The sequence below is a fragment of the Streptomyces sp. NPDC104202 genome, assembly GCF_055584185.1.
The window spans coordinates 49,312-73,649 of record NZ_JBVJMN010000030.1; the positions used below are offsets into that span (position 1 = coordinate 49,312).

Consider the following 24,338-nt stretch of genomic DNA (forward strand, 5'->3'; position numbering starts at 1 on the left):
CCTGATCCGGGTACATGCTGGGGGTATCCCTCGGGAATCCGGACGGGTGACGTGTCATGCGGAGTGGCAACGAGCCGGCGACCGCGCGCAGCGCCTTGCGGCTGCGGTTCTGGCTGAGCGTGTGGGGGCTGCTGTGGGCCGCCTTCGGCACGACCGTGTTCGCCCTGCTGGACCGCCCCGGCTGGGCCGCGGCCTGTGGCGTGCTGTTCGTGGTGGTCGCGGTCGACCTGACGATGGTGGCGCGCCATCTCCACCAGGGCGCGCACTGGCAGCCGGGCCGGAACATCCCGCCGTACGAACCCGATCACGGCACACCGAAGCGCTGAGCCGTGCTGTGCTCGCGGCCCGTCGCCTCTCGGCGCGAACGGGTCAGTTCCTGGTGTCGAACCCCGCGGCCTGGAGGTACTCGGGCTTGGGGTCGAGGGCGGCGGCGAGGCGGAAGTGCCGGGTGGCCTGGGCGGTCTGTCCGGAGCGCTCGAAGGTGCGGGCCAGGGCGAAGTGGGCGAACGCGTTGTCCGGCTCGCGCTCCAGGACCAGCTCGAACTCCAGCTGGGCCGGCCGGAGCTGGGCGGCCGCGAAGAACGCCCGGGCGCGCAGCAGGCGCGCCGCCGTGTTCTCGGGATGGGCGGCGATCACCGAGTCCAGCAGCTTGACGGCACCGCGCGGATCCCGCGCGGCCAGGAGGTGCTCGGCGGCGCGGAAGTCGATGACGTGCGTTTCCGGGTTCCTGTCGGCCACGATGGCATCCTTCCCCTCGTCCGGTGGTTGAACACCGGACACGGTGACCGCATTCCGCCCGGGCCGCGCCTAACCGTCCTGGGCGGGGGCCGCCGCGCGGCGCTCCAGCTCGTCCCAGACCCTGCGGACCTGCGGTTCCAGGGCGTCGAGCGGCCCGTCGTTGTCGATCACGAGGTCGGCGACGGCCAGGCGGTTCTCCCGGGTGGCCTGGGCGGCCATCCGGGCCCTGGCCTCGGGCTCGGCCATGCCCCGGAGCCGTACCAGCCGGTCCAGCTGGGTGCCGGGCGCCGCGTCGACGACCACGACCAGGTCGTAGAGGGGGGCGAGGCCGTTCTCGGTGAGCAGGGGGACGTCGTGGACGACGACGTCGCCGGTTGCGGCCCGGCTCTCCAGCTCGGCCGACCGGGCCCCGACGAGAGGGTGGACGATCGCGTTGAGGGCGGCGAGCCGGTCGGGGTCGGCGAACACGATGGACCCGAGCTTGGGCCGGTCGAGCGTGCCCTCCGCGGTCAGGACGCCGTCCCCGAAGGTCTCCACGACGGCAGCGAGGCCCGGGGTGCCGGGTTCGACGACCTCGCGGGCGATCCGGTCCGCGTCGATCAGCACGGCTCCGTACGAGACGAGCAGCCGCGACACTTCGCTCTTGCCGGCGCCGATCCCGCCGGTCAGGCCCACCTTCAGCATGAGCGGCAGCTTAGGGCCTGCCTCCGCGGGGCTATGCGTCGCCCTCCCGCTCGGCGAGGAAGCGTTCGAACTCGCGGCCCAGCTCGTCGGCGGACGGCAGGTCGACCGGCTCGGCGACCAGGCTGCCCCGGGTCTCGGCGCCGGCCACCGCGTCGTACTGGTGCTCAAGCCCCTGCACGAGCGCGACGAGCTCCTCGTCGCCCTCCCCGATCTGCCGGTCGATCTCGGTCTGGGTGCGGCGGGCCTCGGTCCGCAGCGCGTGCGCGACGCCGGGCAGGACGAGGCCGGTGGCGGCGGTGACGGCCTCCAGGACGGTCAGGGCCGCGTCCGGGTACGGGGAGCGGGCCACGTAGTGCGGGACGTGCGCGGCGACACCGAGGGTGTCGTGGCCGGCCTCGGTGAGGCGGTACTCGACGAGGGACTCGGCGCTGCCGGGGACCTGGGCCTCGTCGAAGGGGCTGCGGTGTCCGGGCATGAGGTCGGTGCGGCTGCCGTGCGGGGTGAGGCCGACCGGGCGGGTGTGCGGCACGCCCATGGGGATGCCGTGGAAGTTGACGGCGAGGCGGACGCCGAGGCGCTCCACGACCTGGCCGACGGCGGCGGCGAACCGCTCCCACTCCACGTCGGGCTCGGGGCCCGAGAGGACGAGGAAGGGGGCGCCGGTGGCGTCCTGGACGAGGCGGACCTCGATGGACGGCGTCTCGTAGGCGGTCCAGCGGTCGCGCCGGAACGTGAGCAGCGGCCGGCGCGCGCGGTAGTCCACGAGCCGGTCGTGGTCGAAGCGGGCCACCAGCTGGTGCGGAAGGGTGTCGAGCAGGCCGTCGACGATCTGCTCACCGGTCTCGCCCGCGTCGATGTAGCCGTCGAAGTGGTACAGCATGACCAGCCCGGCCGACTCCTGCGCCAGGGCCACGTCGACGACGGCCAGGCCCTTCGCGTCCCATTCGTACAAATCCTGGGGATCAAGCACGATTACCGCTCCTCCTCGCGTTCTCTCTGGGAACGTCTCGCCCGGCACGGCCATTCCCGCGCCGGGCGATCTTCCCGCGGAGTCTCCCGAGCGACGCCCCCGGGGGCCACTGGTCCAGACCTTGACATGGCCACGGCCGCTCCCTACCGTCTCCGGGACAGCCGCGCGTTCAGTATCCCGACCACTGTGCACATACAGGAACTCCCCCTCGTTCCCGTCCGGAAGGCATCCCATGCGCACTCGAACGCTGCTCCTCCCCCTGCTGCCGGCCCTGCTCGCCGTCCCCCTCGTCACCACGCCGGCCGCGGCGGCCACGGTCGAGGTGGCGACCGCCGCCCAGCTGAAGGCGGCCCTCGCGGCGGCCCGCCCCGGCGACACGATCCATCTCGCGGACGGCACGTACACCGGCAACTTCAAGGCCACCGTGCCGGGCACCGCGGCGGCCCGGATCACCCTGACCGGCTCCCCGCGCGCGGTGCTGAAGGCCGGCGGCGGCTACGGGCTCCACCTGAACGGCGCCTCGTACTGGACGGTCACGGGGGTCACCGTGACCGGCGGCCAGAAGGGGATCATGGCGGACGCCGCGAACGACGTGGTCATCGACGGCGTGACCGTCTACGACCTGGACATGGAGGGCGTGCACTTCCGCAACTCCAGCCGGAACGGCGTGCTGCGGAACTCGCGGATCTACGACACGGGCAACGACGGCCGGGGCATGGGAGAGGGCGTGTACGTCGGCACCGCCAACACCCTCACGGACCGGAGCGACGACGCGCAGATCCTGAACAACGTCATCGGACCGGACGTCGGCGGCGAGAGCGTCGACATCAAGGAGGGCACCACGGGGGCGCGGATCGTCGGCAACACCTTCGACGGGCGCGGACTGACCGGCGCCAACTACGACGACTCGTGGGTGGACGTGAAGGGCAACGGCGTCCTCGTGGCGGACAACACCGGCGTGAACACGACGAACAACGGCTTCGAGACCCACAGCCAGCAGAGCGGCTGGGGCTGCGGCACGGTCTTCCGCGGCAACCGCTCCGACCTCACGGGCGCCACCGGCCCCCAGCGGCTCGCGATCAACGTGACCAACCGCAGCGCCGCCTGCCCGACCACGGTGTACGCCTCGAACACGGTGACCGGCGGGAACGGCCTGACGAACGTCCCCGTCACGCCCTGAGCATCGGCACCGGGCGGGCCGGAGAACGACCGAGGCCCGCTCCCCCGGAGGGGAACGGGCCTCGGTTTCGCTAGCGGCTAGCGCTCAGCGGAGAGCCTGTTCAGCTCTGGCCGCCGGCCAGCTTCTCGCGCAGGGCGGCGAGCGCCTCGTCCGACGCCAGGGCGCCGGAGTTGTCGTCCGACTCCGAGGAGTACGAACCACCCGAGATGCCCGCACCGGCGTTGCCGGCGGCCGGGGCGGCAGCGCCCTCGGCAGCGGCGGCCTCGTCGGCCTCGCGGGACTTGATGACCTGAGCCTGGTGCTGCTCGAAGCGAGCCTGCGCCTCGGCGTACTGGGTCTCCCAGGCCTCGCGCTGGGTCTCGAAGCCCTCGAGCCAGTCGTTGGTCTCGGGGTCGAAGCCCTCGGGGTAGATGTAGTTGCCCTGGTCGTCGTAGGACGCGGCCATGCCGTACAGGGTCGGGTCGAACTCGACCGAGGCCGGGTCGGCACCGAAGGACTCGTTGGCCTGCTTCAGCGAGAGGCTGATGCGACGACGCTCGAGGTCGATGTCGATGACCTTGACGAAGATCTCGTCGTTGACCTGGACGACCTGCTCCGGGATCTCCACGTGGCGCTCGGCCAGCTCGGAGATGTGGACCAGACCCTCGATGCCCTCGTCCACGCGGACGAACGCACCGAACGGAACCAGCTTGGTGACCTTACCCGGGACGACCTGACCGATCTGGTGGGTCCGGGCGAACTGCTGCCACGGGTCCTCCTGCGTCGCCTTCAGCGACAGGGAGACACGCTCGCGGTCCATGTCGACGTCGAGAACCTCGACGGTGACCTCCTGGCCGACCTCGACAACCTCGGAGGGGTGGTCGATGTGCTTCCAGGACAGCTCGGAGACGTGCACGAGGCCGTCGACGCCACCCAGGTCCACGAAGGCACCGAAGTTGACGATCGAGGACACGACGCCGGAGCGGACCTGACCCTTCTGGAGGGTCGTGAGGAAGGTCTGGCGGACCTCGGACTGGGTCTGCTCGAGCCAGGCGCGGCGGGACAGGACCACGTTGTTGCGGTTCTTGTCCAGCTCGATGATCTTCGCCTCGAGCTCCTTGCCCACGTAGGGCTGGAGGTCGCGGACGCGACGCATCTCGACCAGGGAGGCCGGGAGGAAGCCGCGGAGGCCGATGTCGAGGATGAGACCACCCTTGACGACCTCGATGACGGTACCGGTGACGATGCCGTCCTCTTCCTTGATCTTCTCGATGGTGCCCCAGGCGCGCTCGTACTGGGCACGCTTCTTCGAGAGGATCAGGCGGCCTTCCTTGTCCTCCTTCTGGAGAACCAGGGCCTCGATCTCGTCGCCGACCTTGACGACCTCGTTCGGGTCGACGTCGTGCTTGATCGAGAGCTCGCGGCTCGGGATGACACCTTCGGTCTTGTAACCGATGTCGAGCAGGACCTCGTCCCGGTCGACCTTCACGATGACGCCGTCGACGATGTCGCCGTCGTTGAAGTACTTGATCGTCTCGTCGATCGCGGCGAGGAAGGCTTCCTCGTTACCGATGTCGTTGACCGCAACCTGCGGGGTGGTGCTGGTGGCGGTGGTCTCGGTGCTGCTCGTCATGTGGGAAAGGGCTCCGGTTACGGACAGAAAGTCGTAGGTACTGCTACGCCGAGAGCCCGTATCGCACCAAGAAGCCGGACAGCCAATGAGGCACCCTCCCTGACGGGGGAAGCCTCGAAAACCGAGGGGACATACAACAGGTGCGAGCGCGGCCTGCTCCGTCTGAGGCGCGCAGGCCCGCAGCGCAACCTTTAGCATACGGGGGCAGCCGGACAGGGTCAATGCGCGAAGCGCGCACCCGGGGCACAACACCGCAATTCCGGCACCACTCATGCCTCCCACGCCGCATCGGCGGCGTCGGCCGGCACCGCGGCACTGAGCGCAAACTACATCGGCGGGCGAGATGAACCAAGAGTACGAACACGAAGACGCGGGCGACGCGGGCGAGGACGAGGCCGAGGCCACCCGGCGTGACGCGGGGGACGCGGAGAGCAGCCGGGCCAGCCGCGGATGGTGGGACCGGAACGCCGACGAGTACCAGAGCGACCACGGCGCCTTCCTCGGCGACGACCGCTTCGTCTGGGGCCCCGAGGGGCTCGACGAGGCCGACGCCGCGCTGCTGGGTCCGGCCGGCTCGCTGAAGGGGCTGGACGTCCTGGAGATCGGCGCGGGCGCCGCGCAGTGCTCCCGGTGGCTGGCCGGCCAGGGGGCCCGTCCGGTGGCGCTCGACCTCTCCCACCGCCAGCTCCAGCACGCCCTGCGCATCGGGGGCGACGTGCCGCTGGTGGAGGCGGACGCGGGGGCGCTGCCGTTCCGGGACGGCTCCTTCGACGTGGCCTGCTCGGCGTACGGCGCGGTGCCGTTCGTCGCCGACCCGGTGCGGGTCTTCCGCGAGGTGCGGCGGGTGCTGCGGCCCGGCGGCCGGTGGGTCTTCTCGGTGACGCACCCGATCCGCTGGGCGTTCCCGGACGAGCCGGGGCCGGAGGGCCTCTCCGTGGCGGCGTCCTACTTCGACCGCACTCCCTACGTCGAGCAGGACGAGCAGGGCAGGGCCGTGTACGTCGAGCACCACCGCACGATCGGCGACCGGGTGCGCGACGTGGTGGCCGGCGGGTTCCGGCTGGTGGACCTCGTGGAGCCGGAGTGGCCGGCGTGGAACGCCCAGGAGTGGGGCGGCTGGTCGCCGCTGCGCGGGAACCTGATCCCCGGCACGGCCGTCTTCGTGTGCGAGCGCGCGGAGTAGAGCGGAGTAGAACCGGGCGGTCATATCAGTCGTACGAACGGTGGGCCCTGTGGATGACGGGGCCCACCTCGTCTTCTCCGCGTACGAGACTGAACGCGTGATCCGATACGACGCACTCGACCGTCTCCCCGTCCGCCATGCCGTCCCCGAGCTGCTCACCGCGCTCGCGGAGCGCGGCACGGCGGTGCTGTCCGCCCCGCCCGGCACCGGCAAGACGACGCTGGTGCCGCTGGCGCTGGCCGGGCTCACAGGGGACGGACCGGAGCGCCGGGTGCTGGTGGCCGAGCCGCGCCGGATGGCGGTGCGGGCGGCGGCCCGGCGGATGGCGTGGCTGCTCGGCGAGGAGGTCGGGGGCGCGGTCGGCTTCTCGGTGCGCGGCGAGCGGCGGACCGGCCCGACGACCCGGATCGAGGTCGTCACCACCGGCATCCTGCTCCAGCGGCTGCAGCGCGACCCGGAGCTGGCGGGCGTGGACGTGATCCTGCTCGACGAGTGCCACGAGAGGCATCTGGACGCCGACACCGCCATGGCCTTCCTCGTGGACGTGCGGGCGGCCCTGCGGCCGGAGCTGAGCCTGGTCGCGGCCTCGGCGACCGGTGACGCGGAGGCGTGGGCGCGGCTGCTCACGGCCGCGGAGGGCGGGGAGCCGGCGCCGGTCGTGTGGAGCGAGGGCACGGGACACGGGTACGAGGTCCGGTTCGCCGCGCCTCCCGCCGGGATCAGGCCCGCGCACGGCACGTGGGTGGACCCGGCGCTGCTGCGCCACGTGGCGGCCACCGTGCGGGAGGCACTGGAGCGGAACGAGGGCGACGTCCTCTGTTTCCTGCCCGGCACCGGGGAGATCGCGCGGACCGCGGGGCTGCTCGCCGGGCTGGACGCCGAGGTGCTCCAGCTGCACGGCCGGGCCCCCGCGGCGGTGCAGGACGCGGTGCTGCGGGGCACCGAGCCCGGCGGGCGGCGGCGGGTGGTGCTCTCGACGTCGGTGGCGGAGTCCAGCCTGACGGTGCCGGGGGTGCGGGTCGTCGTGGACTCGGGGCTGGCCCGCGAGCCCCGGACGGACCACGCGCGGGGCCTGGGCTCCCTGGCGACGGTGCCGGTGTCGACGGCCGCGGCGACCCAGCGGGCGGGGCGTTCGGGCCGTGAGGCGTTCGGCGTGGTGTACCGCTGCTGGTCCGAGGCGGAGGACGGCGGCCGGGCCCGGTTCCCGTCGCCGGAGATCAGGATCGCCGACCTGGCGGACTTCGCCCTGCGGGCCGCCTGCTGGGGCGACCCGGCGGCAACCGGGCTCGCCCTGCTCGACCCGCCGCCCGCCGGGGCGATGGCCGCGGCGCGGGCGGTGCTGGAGTCGATCGGGGCGGTGGACGCGACGGGCCGGGCCACCGAGCGCGGCGTGCGGCTGTCCCGGCTGGGGCTCCACCCCCGGCTGGGCCGCGCGCTGCTCGACGGCGCCGCCGCGGTCGGGGTCCGCCGGGCGGCCGAGGTGGTGGCGCTGCTCAGCGAGGAGCCGCCGCGCGACTACGGGGACGACCTGGCGGCGGCCTGGCGTTCGGCCCGGCGGGGTGCCGACGCGTACGGAGCCCGTTGGAAGACCGAGGCGCGGCGCCTGGAGCGGTCGGCGGGCGAGGCGGGCGGCCCGGCCGACGGCGGGAGCGGCGCCGGCGCGGCGCGGGCCCCGGAGAAGAAGGGGGAGGCCGCGGAGAGGAAGGGGGAGGCCGTCGGGGGCGGCGAGGACTTGGTGGCCGGGCTGGTGACGGCGCTGGCCTTCCCCGAGCGGATCGCGCGGGCCCGGGAGCAGGGCGGCCATCTGATGGTGTCGGGCAGCGGGGCCCGGCTCGCCGAGGGCTCGGCGCTGCGGTCGCAGCCTTGGCTTGCCGTCGCGGTGGCGGACCGTACGGCGCGGGACGCGACGGCGCGGGTCCGGCTCGCGGCCGTGGTCGACGAGGAGACGGCCCTGCGGGCGGCCGCGGGCCTGCGGTCCACCGGCGAGGAGGTTCGCTGGGAGGACGGGGACGTGGTGGCGCGTTCGGTGGACCGGCTGGGTGCGGTCGAGCTGACCGTCCGGCCGCTGGGGGCCCGAGCCGCGCCCGAGCTGGTGCGCGGGGCGCTGCTGGACGGGCTGCGGCGTGAGGGGCCGGGGCTGCTGCGGTGGGGGCGGGACGCCGGGGAGCTGCGCGAGCGGCTGGCGTTCCTCCATCGGGTGCTGGGCGAGCCCTGGCCCGACGTGGCGGACGGGCCGCTGGTGGACCGGGCCGGCGAGTGGCTGGAGCCGGAGCTGTCGCGGGCGGCGCGCCGCGCCGATCTGGGGCGGATCGACGCGGGCGCGGCGCTGAGGCGGCTGCTGCCGTGGGCGTCGGGCGAGGCGGCCCGGCTGGACGAGCTGGCGCCGGAGCGGATCGAGGTGCCGAGCGGATCGCGCGTCCGGGTCGACTACGGGGGTGAGCGGCCGGTGCTGGCGGTGAAGCTCCAGGAGATGTTCGGTCTCGCCGAGACGCCCGCGGTGGCGGGCGTGCCGGTGCTGGTGCACCTCCTCTCCCCCGCGGGCCGGCCGGCGGCGGTGACCGCGGACCTGGCGTCGTTCTGGCGGGACGGCTATCGGGCGGTGCGGGCCGAGCTGCGGGGCCGGTACCCGAAGCACCCGTGGCCGGAGGACCCGTCGAACGCGGCGCCGACCCGGCACACGAGCGCGCGGCTCAGACGGGAGGGGTGACGGCCGCGTCCGGGGGCGCCGGGGCGGAGCGGCGGGAGCGGGCCTCCAGCCAGAGGGAGAGGGCGAGGAGGACGAGGGCGAGGAGGGTGAGGCTCCAGGGGACGTAGGAGACGAGCAGGAGGACGGTGAGGCGGTTGGAGGCGACGAGGTCGCCGATGCTCTCGATGTAGTCCTCGCGCATCTTCACGTGACCCTCGAAGACGGTGAGGGTGTCCCGGCCCATGAGCGCCTTGGCGTTGCGGAGCTCCTCCTTGTGGATCTCCTCGCCGTTGACGGGGGCTCCGGTGACCGGCTCGATCCAGAACATGCGCTTGGTGGTGTACCAGCGGGTGAGGCCGGAGTCGGCGAGGATCTTCGGGGTGATGCCCTTGACCGGCATGGTCTTGGGCATGGGCACCTTGGTCCAGGGGACGGTCTGCTCGAAGTAGTAGACCTCCATGCCGCGGAAGGTGCGGGTGCCCTTGTAGTGGATGGGGGCGGCGGTGCGGGTCTGGGCGTCGAAGTACTGGTAGTCCCGCTTCTCGGTGAGGAAGGGCCACTTGAACTCGATGCCCTCGCGCCGGACCGGGTCGCCGTCGACCATCTCGCCGGTGGCGTGGACGGGGGCCTGGGTGTGGGCGTCGAAGATGTAACGCTCGGGGATCCGGGACACCATCTTGCCGTCGGGGCCCATGACGTAGGAGAGGGAGTCCCAGACGACGACGTCGCGCCCGGCGTCGCGTTCGATCCGCCGGGACTCCTCCACGTTGCCCTTGAGCGTCTGGACGATCGTGATCCTGTCGACCTTCTCGGCCCGGAGGGTGGAGTAGTTGAGGAGGGTCGCGGGCCGGGCCTCCAGGACGGTCTCCTGGTACTGGTTCGGCGGGATCTTGGCCAGGCGGGGGAAGGCGTACCAGCGCAGGACCGGGGCCATCGCGGCGCAGAAGACGGCGAGGGCGAGGAGGACGAGGCTGGCTCGGCGGCGCACGGTCGCTCCCTCTACTTCTTGGGGCCGGGGTCGGCGGTGAGCAGCGGCTTGGGCGAGGTGGGGCCGTCGGGCGGCAGATCGACCAGGGAGACGAGCAGGACGAAGAGGAGGACTGGGGCGAGTCCGATGGCGGCGGCGACGAGGGCGCGCATGGTCGGCCTCCCGGAGTGCGATCTGATGAGTCGTCAGGGCGGGGGCACCGTAGCAACGCGACCGCGAGATGAGAACACGTCGCACCCGGGTAACGCGGAGCGCCGCCCGGCCGTCCGGAGGGGACGGCGGGGCGGCGCTGCCGGGGAGTCGCGGGCGGTCAGGCCGTGGGCGAGGGGGTGGCCTCGGGCGATCCGGTGGAGGAGGGGGTCGGCTCGGGCGTCGGCTCGGCGGTCGCGGGCGCGGTGACCGTGAGGTCGAGGAAGACGCTGCCGCCGCCCGGCGTGGTGAGCCGGAGGAAGAAGGGGCCCGCCTTGTCGCCGGCGGTCAGCGTGCCGGGGTCGAGGGTGAGCAGTCCGTCGACGCCGGTCGTCAGGGTGACGGTGCGGACGGTCTTGTCCCCCTCCTTGAAGGACGGGCCCTCGGTGCTCTCCTGGGGGTCCGTCTTCGAGGTGACGATCACCGCGGTGACGCGCACGCCGGGGGCGAGGGCGCCGTTGTCGGTGGCCTTCACCTGGATCTTCTGCGCGAAGTCGGCGCCGGTGACGGCCGTCAGGGTCTCGTCGCCGACGCGGGTGAGGGTGTCGGCCCGGCGTTCGGTGACGGTCGCGGCGAAGTCGGCGGCGAGGGCGCGGCCGATGACGGTGGCGCGCACGGTGAACGTGCCCGTCCGGTCCCCGGCCCGGAGGGCGGGGGCGGTGGCGAGGCCGGAGGAGCTGGTGGTGACGGTGGCGCTCGTCGCGCCGCCGGCGAAGCGGGAGTCGGTGGTCCCGGCGATCTCGAATCGGACGGCGACGCCGGCGACCGGCGCGCCCGTGGCGTCGAGGGCCGCGACGCGGGGGGAGCCCGTGAAGGCGCTGTCGGTGGTGGTGGTCAGCTTGCCGTTGGCCACGATCGACAGCCGCGTGACCTTGCCGGCCGGGGTGACGACGGGCGGGGTGACCGGGGGCTTCGTCGGGACGGTCGGCGGCTTGACCGTCCCGGGGCGCGTCTGCGGCGGGGTGGGCTTCGGCGTCGGCGTGGAGGTGCCGGGGGTCGGCGCGGGGGTCGTCGGGGCCGGCGAGAAGGGCACGGTGGGACGGTTTCCCCGGCCGGGGTCGTCGCTGCGGTCGACCGGGAGCACGCCCGTGCCGTCCGGGATCTGGTGGGTGCCGCGCTGGTAGTACGTGACCCAGGACATGACCAGGTTCAGGTACTCCGTCGAGCGGTTGTAGCTGAGGATCGCGCGGTCGAGGTCGGCCTTGAGCGCGAGGTTGCGGTCGTTCGCGCAGAGGTAGAGGCCGGCGGCCTGCGCGGCGTCGTAGATGTTGTTGGGGTCCTTCTTGCCGTCGCTGTTGGCGTCCTGGCCCCAGGTCGCCCAGGTCGACGGGATGAACTGCATCGGGCCGACGGCGCGGTCGTGGATCGTGTCGCCGTCGTAGGCGCCGTGGTCGGTGTCGGAGATGTCGGCGAAGCCGACGCCGTTGAGGACGGGGCCGAGGATCGGCGAGAGGGTCGTGCCGTTGGCGTCGACCCGGCCGCCGCGCGCCTGTCCGGACTCGACCTTGCCGATGCCTGCGAGGAGCTGCCAGGGCAGGTTGCAGCCGGGGGTCGTCGAGCGGATCGACTGTTCGGCGCGCTTGTAGGCGGCGAGCACGGACGCGGGTATGCCGGCCTCTGCGGGGCCGGTGATCACCGGCAGGTTGGTGCTCGCCCCGGGCTTGTTCGGCGTGTTGAGCGGCGGCAGTTCGGTGAAGTACGGGGAGTCGCCGGTCGCGGAGCCGTCGCCGGACGGCGGCGTGCTGGTGTCTCCGGCGCCGATGGCGCGGTCCCCGCCGGTGTTGTCGGTGGGCGGCGGTACGACCTCCGGTGCCTGCGAGGCCGCGAGCGCGGCGACCGCCGCGGCCACCACCACACCGCTGGTCGCCCCCTTGCGCAGCCGGTGGCCGATGTGCGCTGCCATACCCGTGGTCCCCTCCCCGTCGACTCCGGCCCCACGCTCCCCGCGCGTGCCTCCTGGCGACTTTATGCCAACTCCGAAGCGCCGGACACCGGCGTCTGACCGTGTTTCACGGTTTCGACACCTCTGGTCCGTCTTCCGTACGGAGGCACTTCGATCCGGTACGGCGCGGGACGGGAACCGACCGGCGGCCCGGCACCCTCTTGCACTGCGGCCGCTCCCGCACCACGGCCGTCACCACCGGAACCGAGGGGACCTCCCGTTGCCGTTCACGCTGAGTCATGCCGCCGCCGTGCTCCCCGGGCTGCGCCGGAACGGGACCGCGCGCGGACCGCTGGTCGCCTCCGCGCTCGTCGCGGGCTCCTTCGCGCCCGACATGACCTACTTCGCCGCCACCGCCTTCCCGGGGGCGATGGTCCTGGGGGACGTCACCCACTCCCCCGTCGGGATCGTCACGGCCGACGTCCTCATCACCGCGGTGCTCGTGGGTCTGTGGCTGACCGTCCGCGAACCGCTGGCGGCGCTGCTGCCCGCCCGGTGGCGGGGGCGGGTCTACGGGCTGCTGCGCGGCCGGCCGTGGGGCGGCCGGCCGACGGCGTCGCTGGCCGGCTGGTTCGTCGTCTCCGCCGTGATCGGCTCCACGACGCACGTGGTGTGGGACTCCTTCACCCATCTCGACCGCTGGGGGACGCGGGCGATCCCGTTCCTCGGCGAGATCGTGGCCGGCTTCCCCGTCTATCTGTACGCGCAGTACGGGGGTTCGGCGCTGGCGCTGGGGCTGCTGGTCCGGTTCGCCGCACGGGCGCTGCGCTCCGCGGGCCCCGGCGCGGAGCTGCCGGCGGGGGTGGCCGTACCGGGCCGGCGCGGGCGGGCGGCCGCGGCCGCGCTGATCGGCGGCTGCGTGCTCGCCGGGGTCGCCCACCGGGTGCTGCGCTGGGCCGCGTACTGGGGCTGGGACCGGATCGAGACCCCTCTGGACGTCATTCCGACGGCCTGCTTCGGGGCCGGCGCGGGTCTCGCCGTCGGGCTGGTGCTGTACGGGGCGGGAGTGCGGCTGCGGGGCCGGACGACCGCTGCCGCGACGACGGCCCCCACCCCGACCTCCGTCCCGGACCCCGCCCGGGCCCCGGACCCGGTGCCGGAAGGTCGTGCGGAGCGCTCCCGTCCGGGGTCCCGCTGACGCTCTCGAGCCAGGTGCGCCACGGACCGGGTGCGCCACGGGCCGGGTGCGCCACGGGCCGGGTGCGCCACGGGCCGGGTGCGCCGCCTCGCGGAGGGGGCGGCGCACCCGGCCCGTCGGGGGTCAGTGCGCGGCCGAGTCCCAGTCGTGGCCCACGCCCACCGAGACGTCCAGCGGGGCGCGCAGCTCGGCGGCGGCCGACATCTGCTCCCGGACCAGCGCCTCGACCTGCTCGCGCTCGCCCGGGGCGAGTTCGAGCACGATTTCGTCGTGGACCTGGAGGAGCATCCGGGACGAGAGCCCGGCGTCGGTCAGTGCGCGGTCGACGTTGAGCATGGCGACCTTCACGATGTCGGCCGCGGTGCCCTGGATCGGCGCGTTGAGCGCCATCCGCTCCGCCGCCTCGCGCCGCTGGCGGTTGTCGCTGTTGAGGTCGGGCAGGTAGCGGCGACGGCCGAGCATCGTCTGCGTGTAGCCGGTGGCGCGGGCCTCGTCGACGACGCGGTGGAGGTAGTCCCGCACCCCGCCGAAGCGCTCGAAGTAGGTGTCCATCAGTCCGCGGGCCTCGCCCGGGTCGATGTTCAGCTGCTGGGAGAGGCCGAACGCGGACAGGCCGTAGGCCAGGCCGTACGACATGGCCTTGATCTTGCGGCGCATTTCGGCGTCGACGGCGGACCGCTCGACGGCGAAGACCTGCGAGGCGACGGTGGTGTGGAGGTCCTCGCCGGAGGCGAAGGCCTCGATGAGCCCCTCGTCCTCGGAGAGGTGGGCCATGACGCGCAGCTCGATCTGGCTGTAGTCGGCGGTCATGAGCGCCTCGAAGCCCTCGCCGACGACGAAGCCGTGCCGGATGGCCCGTCCCTCGTCGGTGCGCACCGGCACGTTCTGCAGGTTGGGGTCGGTGGAGGAGAGGCGGCCGGTGGCGGCGACGGTCTGGCTGAAGGTGGTGTGGATGCGGCCGTCGGCCGCGACCGTCTTGATCAGGCCCTCGACGGTGGAGCGCAGTCGGGCCTGCTCGCGGTGGCGGAGCATGATCACGGGCAGTTCGTGCTCGGTCTGGCCGGCCAGCCAGGCGAGCGCGTCGGCGTCCGTGGTGTACCCGGTCTTGGTCTTCTTGGTCTTCGGCAGGTTGAGCTCGCCGAAGAAGACCTCCTGGAGCTGCTTGGGCGAGCCGAGGTTGAACTCGTGGCCGACGGAGGCGTGCGCCTCCTTCACGGCCTGCTGCACGGCGCCGGCGAACTGCTGCTCCATCGCCTCCAGGTGGTCGCGGTCGGCGGCGATGCCGTGCCGCTCCAGGCGGGCGAGGAGCGCGGAGGTGGGCAGCTCGACGTCGTGGAGGAGCTCGCGGGCGCCCACCTCGCCGAGCCGCTCGTCGAAGGCGTCGGCGAGGTCGAGGACCGCGCGCGCCTGGGTCATCAGGGCCTCGGCCTCGGCGGTGTCGTCGGCGCCGAAGGCGAGCTGTCCGTCGGCGGCGGCCGCCGGGGCGAGCTCGCGGCCCAGGTACTCGACGGAGAGCGCGTCGAGCGCGAAGGAGCGCCGGCCGGGCTTGACCAGGTAGGCGGCGAGGGCGGTGTCCATGGTGACGCCCGCGACGCGCCAGCCGTGCTCGGGGAAGACCCGCATGGCGCCCTTGGCGTTGTGCATGACCTTGGGACGGGCGGGGTCGGAGATCCACTCGGCCCAGGCCCGCTCGTCGGCCTCGTCCAGTGCGCTGGGCTCGAACCAGGCGGCGGCGCCTCCGGCGGCGGCGAGGGCGATCTCGGAGACGTTCCCCGTGCCCAGGGCCCAGCTGTCGACGGTGGCGATGCCGAGCGGCTCGGTGCCGTGCTCGGCGAGCCAGGGGGCGAGCTCGCCCGCGCCGAGGACGGAGCCGTCGAGCTCGACGCCCGCGGCGGGCGCGGGGGCGGCCTCCTCGGCGGCGCCGGGGTCGACGGCGAGGAGCCGCTCGCGCAGCGAGGGGTTGCGGATCTCCAGGGTGTCGAGGACGAGCGCGAGGGCCGTGCGGTCGTACGGCTCGCGGGCGAGGTCCGTCACCGTCTTCGGCAGCTCGACGTCCCGGACCATCTCGGTCAGGCGGCGGTTGAGGCGGACGGAGTCCAGGTGGTCGCGGAAGTTCTGCCCGGCCTTGCCCTTGACCTCCTCGGCGCGCTCGACGAGCTCGGCGAAGGAGCCGAACTGGTTGATCCACTTCGCGGCGGTCTTCTCGCCGACGCCGGGGATGCCGGGGAGGTTGTCGGACGGGTCGCCGCGCAGGGCCGCGAAGTCGGGGTACTGCGAGGGGCTCAGGCCGTACTTCTCCTGGACCTTCTCCGGGGTGAAGCGGGTGAGCTCGGAGACGCCCTTGGTCGGGTAGAGCACGGTGGTGTGGTCGGTGACCAGCTGGAAGGAGTCGCGGTCGCCGGTGACGATCAGCACCTCGAAGCCCTCGGCCTCGGCCTGGGTGGCGAGGGTCGCGATGACGTCGTCGGCCTCGAAGCCGTCCACGGCGAAGCGCGGGGCGTGCATCGCGTCGAGGAGCTCGCCGATCAGCTCGACCTGCCCCTTGAACTCGTCGGGGGTCTTGGAGCGGTTCGCCTTGTACTCGGGGAACTCCTCCGACCGCCAGGTCCTGCGGGACACGTCGAACGCCACGGCGAAGTGCGTGGGCGCCTCGTCGCGCAGGGTGTTCGCCAGCATCGAGGCGAACCCGTAGATGGCGTTCGTCGGCTGCCCGGTCGCGGTCGTGAAGTTCTCCGCGGGCAGCGCGAAGAACGCGCGGTACGCCAGGGAGTGCCCGTCCATGAGGAGGAGTCGCGGGCGGTCCGCTTCGGTCTTCTCGGTCTTCTTCGATGCTGTCTCGGCCACGGGACGATCCTCCCACGGTCCACTGACAATCCCGTTCGCCCGCCTCTGCCGCGCGGCCCGGACCGCCGGGTCCCCGCCGGTCCGTGACAGGATCGAATCCGTACGCCACAGGATTACCGCTCAAGGGAGAGCGCGATGGTCAGCAAGCCGCCGGCCGGTGACCCGGTTCAGGACGCACCGCAGGTCACGCCGCCGCAGCACGCCGCAGCCGGCCTGCCCGCCATCGGGCACACCCTGCGGATCGCGCAGGAGCAGATGGGGCTGCGCCGCACGGCCCGGACCCTGCTCAAGGTCAACCAGAAGGACGGCTTCGACTGTCCGGGCTGCGCGTGGCCGGAGGAGGACAAGCGGCACGTCGCGGAGTTCTGCGAGAACGGCGCGAAGGCGGTCGCCGAGGAGGCGACGCTGCGCCGGGTGACCCCGGAGTTCCTCGCCGCGCACCCGGTCGCCGACCTGGCGACCCGCAGCGGCTACTGGCTGGGACAGCAGGGCCGCCTCACCGAGCCGATGCTGCTGCCGGAGGGCGGCGACCGGTACGAGCCGGTGACCTGGGAGCGGGCCTTCGCGATCATCGCGGAGGAGCTCCGGGCCCTGGCCTCCCCCGACGAGGCGCTCTTCTACACCTCGGGGCGCACCAGCAACGAGGCGGCGTTCCTGCTCCAGCTCTTCGCGCGCGAGTTCGGCACGAACAACCTGCCGGACTGCTCCAACATGTGCCACGAGTCCTCGGGCTCGGCGCTCACCGAGACCATCGGGATAGGCAAGGGCAGCGTCTCCCTGGAGGACCTGCACCGGGCCGACCTGATCATCGTGGCCGGGCAGAACCCGGGGACCAACCATCCGCGGATGCTGTCGGCGCTGGAGAAGGCCAAGGCGGCGGGGGCCCGGATCATCTCGGTGAACCCGCTGCCCGAAGCGGGCCTGGAGCGGTTCAAGAACCCGCAGACCCCGCAGGGCATGCTCCGGGGCGCGGCGCTCACCGACCTCTTCCTCCAGATCCGGATCGGCGGCGACCAGGCCCTCTTCCGGCTCCTGAACAAGCTGGTCCTGGAGACGCCCGGGGCGGTCGACGAGGCGTTCGTACGGGAGCACACGCACGGTTACGAGGAGTTCGCCGCGGCGGCCGGGGACGCCGACTGGGACGAGACGCTCGCCGCGACCGGGCTCGGCCGCGCGGAGATCGAGCGGGCCCTGGAGATGGTGCTCGCCTCGGAGCGGACCATCGTCTGCTGGGCGATGGGCCTCACCCAGCACAAGCACGCGGTGCCGACCATCCGCGAGGTGGTCAACTTCCTGCTGCTGCGCGGCAACATCGGGCGGCCGGGGGCGGGCGTGTGCCCGGTGCGCGGCCACTCGAACGTGCAGGGCGACCGGACCATGGGCATCTTCGAGCGGCCCGCGGCGGCCTTCCTCGACGCCCTGGACAAGGAGTTCGGCATCGTCTCGCCGCGCCACCACGGCTTCGACGTCGTCCGCTCGATCCAGGCGCTGCGCGACGGCGAGGCGAAGGTGTTCTTCGCGATGGGCGGCAACTTCGTGGGGGCGACGCCCGACACGGAGGTGACGGAGGCGGCGATGCGCAACGCGCGGCTGACCGTGCACGTCTCGACGAAGCTGAACCGCTCACACGCGGTGACGGGCCGGCGTGCGCTGATCCTGCCGACGCTCGGCCGCACCGACCGGGACGTGCAGCGCGGCGGGCGCCAGATCGTCACGGTCGAGGACTCGATGAGCCTCGTGCACGCCTCCCGGGGCAACCTGCCGCCGGCCGGTCCCCACCTGCTGTCCGAGCCGGCGATCGTGGCGCGGATGGCCCGGGCCGTCCTGGGCGACGGCTCCGCCACGCCGTGGGAGGACTTCGAGGCCGACTACGCCACGATCCGTGACCGCATCGCGCGCGTGGTGCCCGGTTTCGAGGACTTCAACGCCCGGCTCGCGGCGAACCCCGGCGGTTTCGCGCTGCCGCACGCCCCGCGCGACGAGCGCCGCTTCCCCACCGCGACGGGCAAGGCCAACTTCACGGCCGCGCCGGTGGAGTACCCGAGGGTGCCGGAGGGCCGGCTGCTGCTGCAGACGCTGCGCTCGCACGACCAGTACAACACCACGATCTACGGCCTGGACGACCGCTACCGGGGCATCAAGGGCGGCCGCCGGGTCGTCCTGGTGCACCCCGAGGACGCGGCGGCGTTCGGCCTCGCGGACGGGGCGTACACGGACCTGGTGAGCGAGTGGACCGACGGCACCGAGCGGCGGGCGCCCGGTTTCCGGGTGGTGCACTACCCGACGACACGGGGGTGCGCGGCGGCGTACTACCCGGAGACGAACGTCCTGGTGCCGCTGGAGTCGACGGCCGACGTCAGCAACACCCCCGCGAGCAAGTCCGTCGTCGTCCGTCTGGAACAATCACCTTCCGCCTAAGCGTTTGCTCAGGCGGCCGCCGCGGCCACGCGGCGCGACCACACGATCAGCAGCCGTACGAAGACGAACGGAGCCGGACCATGGGTGAACAGCAGCATGTGAAGTTCCCGCAGGAGGTCATCGACGAGTACGCGGCGCTGGGCGTCGACCTCCCGGCGCTCTTCTCTGCCGGACACCTCGGGAACCGGATGGGCGTCCAGATCGTGGAGGCCTCGGCCGAGCGGGTCGTCGGCACCATGCCGGTGGAGGGGAACACCCAGCCGTACGGCCTGCTGCACGGCGGGGCCTCGGCGGTGCTCGCCGAGACGCTGGGGTCCATCGGCTCGATGCTGCACGGCGGGAGCTCGAAGATCGCCGTCGGCGTCGACCTGAACTGCACCCACCACCGCGGCGCCCGCAGCGGCCTGGTGACCGGCGTGGCGACCCCGGTGCACCGCGGACGGTCGACCGCCACGTACGAGATCGTCATCACCGACGAGGAGGACAGGCGGGTCTGCTCCGCGCGCCTGACCTGCATGCTGCGCGAGATCAACCCGCAGGACGCGGGGAACGTCCCGGCCGCGGGCCGGACGAACGGCGCCTGAGAGAGCCTTACATGAAGGGGGCGGTGCGTGAGCGCACCGCCCCCTTCGGCGATTTCACGCCAACTCCCGCCCACCCCCGCCCTCTTGCCGCGAGCGGGCCGAGCCGCTTCACTGGCTGCCCTCTGCCGGAGCCCGCCCGACACCTTCGCCCACCGAGGGAACACCCGTGACAGGAAGCCGAGTTCACCCCGCCACAGCGCTCCTCGCCGCGGCCGTGGCCGGACTCCTGCTCCCCCTCACGGCCGGCTGCGGCCGCGCCGCGGAACCGTCCCCTCCACCGACGAGCCCGCCCACGAGCCCGCCGACGACTCCACCGGCGACTCCACCCGCGAGCGCCCCCTCGCCGCGCGCGAGCACGCCCGCGGACATCTGCGCGAGCCTGGTCTCGTACTGGGTGAAGGAGGCCCTGGAGGGCAGCGTCTGGGCCGGTCTCGACTGGGAGCAGAAGGGCCTCTCCAACGAGCAGTACGCGCTCCACGACGAGGTGCTCGCGGCGGCCCGGGCCGAGGAGCGGCGGGCCGGCCGCCCGGCGGCGAGGGCACTCGCCGACCGGGAGTCGCGCCGGCGCTGCGAGGCGGCGAAGGGGGCCACCGGGAGTTCGGAGAACTGGCGGCCGCCGGACGAGTGGACGACTCCCCCGCCCTCCCCGGGCGGCTGATCTCGGCCACTCCCGGCGTCACCCTGCGTAACACTCCCGCAATCCACGGGCGCCCGGAGTGCTCCCCCGCACGGAGGCCCGTCCGTCCGCTGGCGTCAGAGGCCATATCCGCTATCCGGAGAGCCTCACGAAGGCGTCGTCAGGACCGTGATCCGCCCAAGCCCCTTAGCGGAACTGGGGATTCTCACTATGTGAACACCGCTCTACCACCCTGTTTGCCCCATTTTGCCCACCCGCTGCACACCGTCTCCCCCCGTCGGCATAACAAGACAGTCACATCCTGACCTCGGCGCTCCCCGCCGTTCCCCACCTGCGCCTAGAGTCACGGCCAGTCACCGCGCCGCCGGGCGCTTCCACTGCACGGCCCTGCTCGACCCAGTACGGCCCGGCATCGAAAACGGCACCTCTAGCTACACAGCTTCACGGCACCGCCTCAGCTTGAGGGGGCCGCGCCAGGGAAAGGATTCTTCGTGCGACACCGTTCTTTGCTCATCCTCACCAGCGTGCTCACCACGGGAGCGCTCACTCTCACCGCATGCGGTTCGCGTGACGACAAGGGCAGCAGCGACAACAACGCGGACGGCGGCGGCATCACCGTCGTCATCGGCGTCGACGCCCCGCTGACCGGTTCCCTCTCCGCTCTCGGCCAGGGCATCAAGAACTCCGTGGACCTGGCGGCCAAGACCGCCAACAAGAACAAGGAAGTCCCGGGCGTCACCTTCAAGGTCGAGGCCCTCGACGACCAGGCCGTCCCCGCCTCCGGCCAGGCCAACGCCACCAAGCTCGTCGGCAACAAGGACGTCCTCGGCGTCGTCGGCCCGCTGAACTCCGGCGTCTCCCAGCAGATGCAGGGCGTCTTCGCCGCCGCCAACCTGGCCCAGGTCTCCCCGGCCAACACCAACCCGGCGCTGAGCCAGGGCGACAACTGGGGCAAGGGCGAGTTCAAGCGCCCCTTCGCCACCTACTTCCGCACCGCCGCCACCGACGTGGTCCAGGGCAAGTTCGCCGCCCAGTACCTCTTCAAGGACGCCGGCAAGAAGAAGGTCTTCGTCGTCGACGACAAGCAGACCTACGGCGCCGGCCTCGCCGCGATCTTCTCGGACGAGTTCAAGCGCCTCGGCGGCCAGGTCGTCGGCACCGACCACGTCACCGTGAAGGAGACCGACTTCTCCTCCACCGCCGACAAGGTCAAGGCCTCCGGCGCCGACTCCGTCTACTTCGGCGGCCAGTACCCCGAGGGCGGTCTGCTCTCCGACCAGATCAAGAAGACCGGCGCCAAGATCCCCGTCATGGGCGGCGACGGCATCTACGACCCGGCCTTCATCAGCGCCTCCGCCGAGGCCAACGACGGTGACCTGGCCACCTCGATCGGCTACCCGGTCGAGAAGCTCGACACCGCCAAGAAGTTCATCGCGGACTACAACGCGGGCGGCTACAAGGACCCCTACGCGGCCTACGGCGGCTACTCCTACGACGCCGGCTGGTCCGTCATCCAGGCCGTCAAGGCCGTCGTCCAGGCCAACGGCGGCAAGCTGCCGTCCGACGCCCGCGCCAAGGTCACCGAGGCCCTGGGCAAGGTCTCCTTCGACGGTGTGACCGGCAAGGTCTCCTTCGACGAGTACGGCGACACCACCAACAAGCAGCTCACGGTCTACAAGGTCGAGGGCGGCAAGTGGATCGACGTCAAGAGCGACACCTTCAACCAGTAGTCACCGCCCCGGCGCCGGGCCCACAGACCCGGCGCCGGACCTCCCGCACCACCTGAACCAGCCGCGCGAGGGCGCAAACAGCGCCCTCGCGCGGAGTCTTATCCGACAAGCTCATCGGAGGCCTGCGGTGAACGAACTGCCGCAACAGCTGGCCAACGGCCTGGCCCTCGGTGCCCTCTATGGCCTCATCGCCATCGGGTACACCATGGTCTACGGCATCGTCCAGCTCATCAACTTCGCCCACGGCGAGATCTTCATGATCGGGGGCTTCGGTGCCCTCACCACCTACACCGCTCTGCCGAGCGGCACGTCCCTGCTGGTGGCGATCCCGCTCATGATCCTCGGTGGCGCGATAGCCTCCGTGGCCGTGGCCACCGCCGCCGAGCGGTTCGCCTACCGCCCGCTGCGCAACGCGCCCCGGCTGGCACCGCTCATCACGGCGATCGGCCTGTCCATCGCGCTCCAGCAGCTCGTGTGGCAGTTCTACCCGGACGCCAAGAAGGCCGTCAGCTTCCCCGAGTTCAAGGGTGACGCCTTCCAGATCACCGACAGCCTCTCCATCCAGCGCGCCGACGCCTTCATCCTCGTGCTCGCGCCGCTGTGCATGCTCGCCCTCGGCGTCTTCGTCTCCAAGAGCCGCAGCGGCCGCGCCATGCAGGCCACCGCGCAGGACCCGGACACCGCGAAGCTGATGGGCATCAACACCGACCGCATCATCGTCATGGCCTTCGCCATCGGTGCCGCGTTCGCCGCCGTCGCCGCCGTCGCGTACGGCGTCGACAAGGGCCAGATCAACTTCGAGATGGGCTTCATCCTCGGTCTCAAGGCCTTCACCGCGGCCGTCCTCGGCGGCATCGGCAACATCTACGGCGCCATGGTCGGCGGCGTCGTCCTCGGCCTCGCCGAGGCCCTCTCGATCGCCTACATCGAGGAGATCCCCGGCATGCAGCAGCTCGGCGGCGGTGCCTGGTCCAACGTGTGGGCCTTCGTCCTCCTCATCCTCGTACTCCTCGTGCGGCCCCAGGGTCTGCTCGGCGAACGCGTCGCGGACAGGGCGTGAGCACCATGACGAGCACTGACAAGACCCTCGACGAGACGACCACGGCCACCCCCCGGCAGACCGCCCTGCTCTGGGCGATCCTCGGCGGCAGCCTCGCCACCGTCGCCAGCGCCTTCCTCGCCTGGACCTGGACCACCGCCTTCCCCGGCAACCTCACGATCTACGGCAACCCCGCCCCGCTCCAGCTCCTCACGCTGGTCGGCGGCGTCCTCACCGCCCTCCACGCCCTCGCCGCCCTCGGCGTCAGGGGATTCGGCTGGCTGACCCCGGCCGGCGCCCGCAAGGCGCTGTGGATCCTGGCCCTCGGCACCTTCGCCACCACCGCCTTCACCGCGATCTCGATCATCGTGGAGCTCGGTGCCGTGGTCGACCTGGAGCCCGGCGCCGGCATCGCCGTCCTCGTCTCCGCCGTGCCCGCGGTCGCCGCGTACCTGCTGCCCGACGACACCCGCAAGGCGGCCCCGGCCAAGCGGCTGCCGTCCTGGGCCGAGATCCTCGTCATCGTCGCCGTCTTCGCCCTCGGACTCTTCGTGGTCACGTTCGGCATCGACACCGACGACTCCGAGCCGCAGCTCTTCATCGCGTACCTGATCCTCGTCGGCTTCTCCGCCGCCGCGCTGATCAAGTCCGGGATCGTCGCCCGGCTCTCGCAGATCACGGCCCGCAACCGCCAGGTCACGGTCTCGGCCAGCCTGGTCATGGCCATCGCCTTCCCGTTCATCCAGCAGAGCGGCGACACCTACACGCTGATCGCGGTCAACATCCTGATCTTCGCGACCGTCGCCCTCGGCCTGAACATCGTCGTCGGCCTCGCCGGCCTGCTCGACCTCGGTTACGTCGCCTTCCTCGGTGTCGGCGCGTACACGGCCGCCCTGGTCTCCGGCGCCACCTCCTCCGCCTTCGGCGTCCAGTTCCCCTTCTGGGCCGCGGCCCTGACCGGCATGGCCGCCTCGCTGGTCTTCGGTGTCGTCATCGGCGCGCCGACCCTGCGACTGCGCGGCGACTACCTCGCGATCGTGACCCTCGGCTTCGGCGAGATCTTCCGCATCGCGATGGGCAACCTCGACGGCACCTCCGGCCCGCAGATCACCAACGGCCCGAACGGCATCCCGAACATCCCGCAGCTGGAGTTCTTCGGGTACAACTTCGGCGAGTCGCACGTCGTCCTCGGTGTCGAACTCGGCGCCTACGCCAACTACTACCTGCTCATGATCCTGATCATGGCGCTGGTCGTGGTCGTCTTCTCCCGCGCCGGCAACAGCCGCATCGGCCGCGCCTGGGTCGCCATCCGCGAGGACGAGACCGCCGCCACCGCGATGGGCATCAACGGCTTCCGGGTCAAGCTCGTCGCCTTCGCCCTCGGTGCGGCCCTGGCCGGCCTCGCGGGCACGGTGCAGGCACACGTCAACACCACGGTGGTCCCCGAGAACTACGTCTTCGCCGGCCCCGTGCCGCCGAACTCCGCGTTCCTCCTGGCGGCCGTCATCCTCGGCGGCATGGGCACCATCAGCGGCCCGATCGTCGGCTCCGCGCTGCTCTTCCTGATCCCCGCGAAGCTGTCCTTCCTCCAGGACTACCAGCTCCTCGGCTTCGGCATCGCCCTGATCCTGCTCATGCGCTTCCGCCCCGAGGGCCTCATCGCCAACAAGCGGGCGAAGCTCGAATTCCACGAGAACGACGAACAGCCCGCCGTACCGGTCCAGCGACAGCCCGCGGACGCGGACTCCGGCACGGCGAAGGCGGGGGCGTGACGCC

The 24,338-nt window shown here is 72.3% G+C and carries 19 protein-coding genes; 11 read left to right on the forward strand and 8 right to left on the reverse strand.

Features of this window, described 5'->3' with window-relative positions; translation table 11 throughout:
• The first annotated feature begins 56 nt into the window (after nucleotides 1–56).
• On the forward strand, nucleotides 57–326 hold the full coding sequence (locus ACZ60W_RS20310; protein ID WP_469756714.1) for a DUF6343 family protein: 270 nt from the start codon (nucleotides 57–59) through the stop codon (nucleotides 324–326).
• 43 nt (nucleotides 327–369) lie between these two features.
• Here ACZ60W_RS20310 and ACZ60W_RS20315 read toward each other — a convergent pair whose 3' ends face one another.
• The 3 genes from ACZ60W_RS20315 to ACZ60W_RS20325 all read right to left on the reverse strand — a co-directional run bounded on the left by ACZ60W_RS20315 (nucleotide 370) and on the right by ACZ60W_RS20325 (nucleotide 2,392).
• Nucleotides 370–738, reverse strand: a complete 369-nt coding sequence (locus ACZ60W_RS20315) for a tetratricopeptide repeat protein (RefSeq protein WP_190157040.1) — start codon at nucleotides 736–738, stop codon at nucleotides 370–372.
• Nucleotides 739–807: 69 nt separating this feature from the next.
• The gene (gene coaE, locus ACZ60W_RS20320) at nucleotides 808–1,422 is read right to left on the reverse strand and encodes a dephospho-CoA kinase (RefSeq protein WP_469756715.1); all 615 of its coding nucleotides are present in this window, start codon (nucleotides 1,420–1,422) and stop codon (nucleotides 808–810) included.
• Nucleotides 1,423–1,453: 31 nt separating this feature from the next.
• Nucleotides 1,454–2,392 (reverse strand): PAC2 family protein, encoded by a 939-nt coding sequence (locus ACZ60W_RS20325; protein ID WP_469756716.1) that lies wholly within the window; start codon nucleotides 2,390–2,392, stop codon nucleotides 1,454–1,456.
• Nucleotides 2,393–2,624: 232 nt separating this feature from the next.
• Between ACZ60W_RS20325 and ACZ60W_RS20330 the strand changes: the two genes are divergently transcribed.
• Nucleotides 2,625–3,572 (forward strand): right-handed parallel beta-helix repeat-containing protein, encoded by a 948-nt coding sequence (locus ACZ60W_RS20330; RefSeq protein WP_469756717.1) that lies wholly within the window; start codon nucleotides 2,625–2,627, stop codon nucleotides 3,570–3,572.
• Nucleotides 3,573–3,672: 100 nt separating this feature from the next.
• On the opposite strand, the gene rpsA is transcribed toward ACZ60W_RS20330, so the two are convergent.
• The gene (rpsA, locus tag ACZ60W_RS20335; protein ID WP_015032828.1) at nucleotides 3,673–5,184 is read right to left on the reverse strand and encodes a 30S ribosomal protein S1; all 1,512 of its coding nucleotides are present in this window, start codon (nucleotides 5,182–5,184) and stop codon (nucleotides 3,673–3,675) included.
• Between the two features lie 343 nt (nucleotides 5,185–5,527).
• Between rpsA and ACZ60W_RS20340 the strand changes: the two genes are divergently transcribed.
• Nucleotides 5,528–6,367, forward strand: coding sequence for a class I SAM-dependent methyltransferase (locus tag ACZ60W_RS20340; protein ID WP_469756718.1), 840 nt, complete (start codon nucleotides 5,528–5,530; stop codon nucleotides 6,365–6,367).
• A 97-nt stretch (nucleotides 6,368–6,464) separates the two neighbouring features.
• The gene (hrpB, locus tag ACZ60W_RS20345) at nucleotides 6,465–9,074 is read left to right on the forward strand and encodes an ATP-dependent helicase HrpB (RefSeq protein WP_469756719.1); all 2,610 of its coding nucleotides are present in this window, start codon (nucleotides 6,465–6,467) and stop codon (nucleotides 9,072–9,074) included.
• On the opposite strand, the gene pgfA is transcribed toward hrpB, so the two are convergent.
• The 3 genes from pgfA to ACZ60W_RS20360 form a co-directional block, all read right to left on the reverse strand.
• A complete protein-coding gene (pgfA, locus tag ACZ60W_RS20350) occupies nucleotides 9,058–10,041 on the reverse strand; it encodes a cell envelope lipid trafficking protein PgfA (RefSeq protein WP_469756720.1) in 984 nt (327 codons plus the stop codon). The two genes, hrpB and pgfA, sit on opposite strands and share 17 nt — an antisense overlap.
• Before the next feature lie 11 nt (nucleotides 10,042–10,052).
• Nucleotides 10,053–10,193, reverse strand: a complete 141-nt coding sequence (locus ACZ60W_RS20355; RefSeq protein ID WP_366302162.1) for an SPW_0924 family protein — start codon at nucleotides 10,191–10,193, stop codon at nucleotides 10,053–10,055.
• A gap of 158 nt (nucleotides 10,194–10,351) precedes the next feature.
• Nucleotides 10,352–12,133, reverse strand: a complete 1,782-nt coding sequence (locus ACZ60W_RS20360) for a lytic transglycosylase domain-containing protein (RefSeq protein WP_469756721.1) — start codon at nucleotides 12,131–12,133, stop codon at nucleotides 10,352–10,354.
• A gap of 259 nt (nucleotides 12,134–12,392) precedes the next feature.
• Between ACZ60W_RS20360 and ACZ60W_RS20365 the strand changes: the two genes are divergently transcribed.
• The gene (locus ACZ60W_RS20365; protein ID WP_469756722.1) at nucleotides 12,393–13,310 is read left to right on the forward strand and encodes a DUF4184 family protein; all 918 of its coding nucleotides are present in this window, start codon (nucleotides 12,393–12,395) and stop codon (nucleotides 13,308–13,310) included.
• Between the two features lie 123 nt (nucleotides 13,311–13,433).
• Here ACZ60W_RS20365 and polA read toward each other — a convergent pair whose 3' ends face one another.
• Entirely contained in the window at nucleotides 13,434–16,154 is a 2,721-nt protein-coding gene (gene polA / locus ACZ60W_RS20370) for a DNA polymerase I (RefSeq protein ID WP_469756723.1), read from the reverse strand.
• 135 nt (nucleotides 16,155–16,289) lie between these two features.
• Between polA and ACZ60W_RS20375 the strand changes: the two genes are divergently transcribed.
• From ACZ60W_RS20375 to ACZ60W_RS20400, 6 genes are all read left to right on the forward strand, one after another.
• Nucleotides 16,290–18,572, forward strand: coding sequence for an FdhF/YdeP family oxidoreductase (locus ACZ60W_RS20375; protein ID WP_469756724.1), 2,283 nt, complete (start codon nucleotides 16,290–16,292; stop codon nucleotides 18,570–18,572).
• An 80-nt stretch (nucleotides 18,573–18,652) separates the two neighbouring features.
• Complete coding sequence (locus tag ACZ60W_RS20380) at nucleotides 18,653–19,156, forward strand: PaaI family thioesterase (RefSeq protein ID WP_469756725.1); 504 nt, start codon at nucleotides 18,653–18,655, stop codon at nucleotides 19,154–19,156.
• A gap of 166 nt (nucleotides 19,157–19,322) precedes the next feature.
• Complete coding sequence (locus tag ACZ60W_RS20385; protein ID WP_469756726.1) at nucleotides 19,323–19,814, forward strand: hypothetical protein; 492 nt, start codon at nucleotides 19,323–19,325, stop codon at nucleotides 19,812–19,814.
• Nucleotides 19,815–20,284: 470 nt separating this feature from the next.
• Entirely contained in the window at nucleotides 20,285–21,523 is a 1,239-nt protein-coding gene (locus ACZ60W_RS20390; protein WP_469756727.1) for a branched-chain amino acid ABC transporter substrate-binding protein, read from the forward strand.
• Between the two features lie 127 nt (nucleotides 21,524–21,650).
• Nucleotides 21,651–22,583: a branched-chain amino acid ABC transporter permease gene (locus ACZ60W_RS20395; RefSeq protein ID WP_469756728.1), complete on the forward strand. Its 933-nt coding sequence runs from the start codon at nucleotides 21,651–21,653 to the stop codon at nucleotides 22,581–22,583.
• 5 nt (nucleotides 22,584–22,588) lie between these two features.
• Entirely contained in the window at nucleotides 22,589–24,334 is a 1,746-nt protein-coding gene (locus ACZ60W_RS20400) for a branched-chain amino acid ABC transporter permease (protein ID WP_469756729.1), read from the forward strand.
• Nucleotides 24,335–24,338: the final 4 nt, after the last annotated feature.

What these genes read in the sequence shown, in the direction of transcription:
- ACZ60W_RS20360 (WP_469756721.1), bottom strand. Translation starts at nt 12,133, where the DNA reads ATGGCAGCGCACATCGGCCACCGGCTGCGCAAGGGGGCGACCAGCGGT.
- coaE (WP_469756715.1), bottom strand. Translation starts at nt 1,422, where the DNA reads ATGCTGAAGGTGGGCCTGACCGGCGGGATCGGCGCCGGCAAGAGCGAA.
- rpsA (WP_015032828.1), bottom strand. Translation starts at nt 5,184, where the DNA reads ATGACGAGCAGCACCGAGACCACCGCCACCAGCACCACCCCGCAGGTT.
- ACZ60W_RS20330 (WP_469756717.1), top strand. Translation starts at nt 2,625, where the DNA reads ATGCGCACTCGAACGCTGCTCCTCCCCCTGCTGCCGGCCCTGCTCGCC.
- ACZ60W_RS20400 (WP_469756729.1), top strand. Translation starts at nt 22,589, where the DNA reads ATGACGAGCACTGACAAGACCCTCGACGAGACGACCACGGCCACCCCC.
- ACZ60W_RS20375 (WP_469756724.1), top strand. Translation starts at nt 16,290, where the DNA reads ATGGTCAGCAAGCCGCCGGCCGGTGACCCGGTTCAGGACGCACCGCAG.
- ACZ60W_RS20340 (WP_469756718.1), top strand. Translation starts at nt 5,528, where the DNA reads ATGAACCAAGAGTACGAACACGAAGACGCGGGCGACGCGGGCGAGGAC.
- ACZ60W_RS20355 (WP_366302162.1), bottom strand. Translation starts at nt 10,193, where the DNA reads ATGCGCGCCCTCGTCGCCGCCGCCATCGGACTCGCCCCAGTCCTCCTC.
- ACZ60W_RS20380 (WP_469756725.1), top strand. Translation starts at nt 18,653, where the DNA reads ATGGGTGAACAGCAGCATGTGAAGTTCCCGCAGGAGGTCATCGACGAG.
- ACZ60W_RS20310 (WP_469756714.1), top strand. Translation starts at nt 57, where the DNA reads ATGCGGAGTGGCAACGAGCCGGCGACCGCGCGCAGCGCCTTGCGGCTG.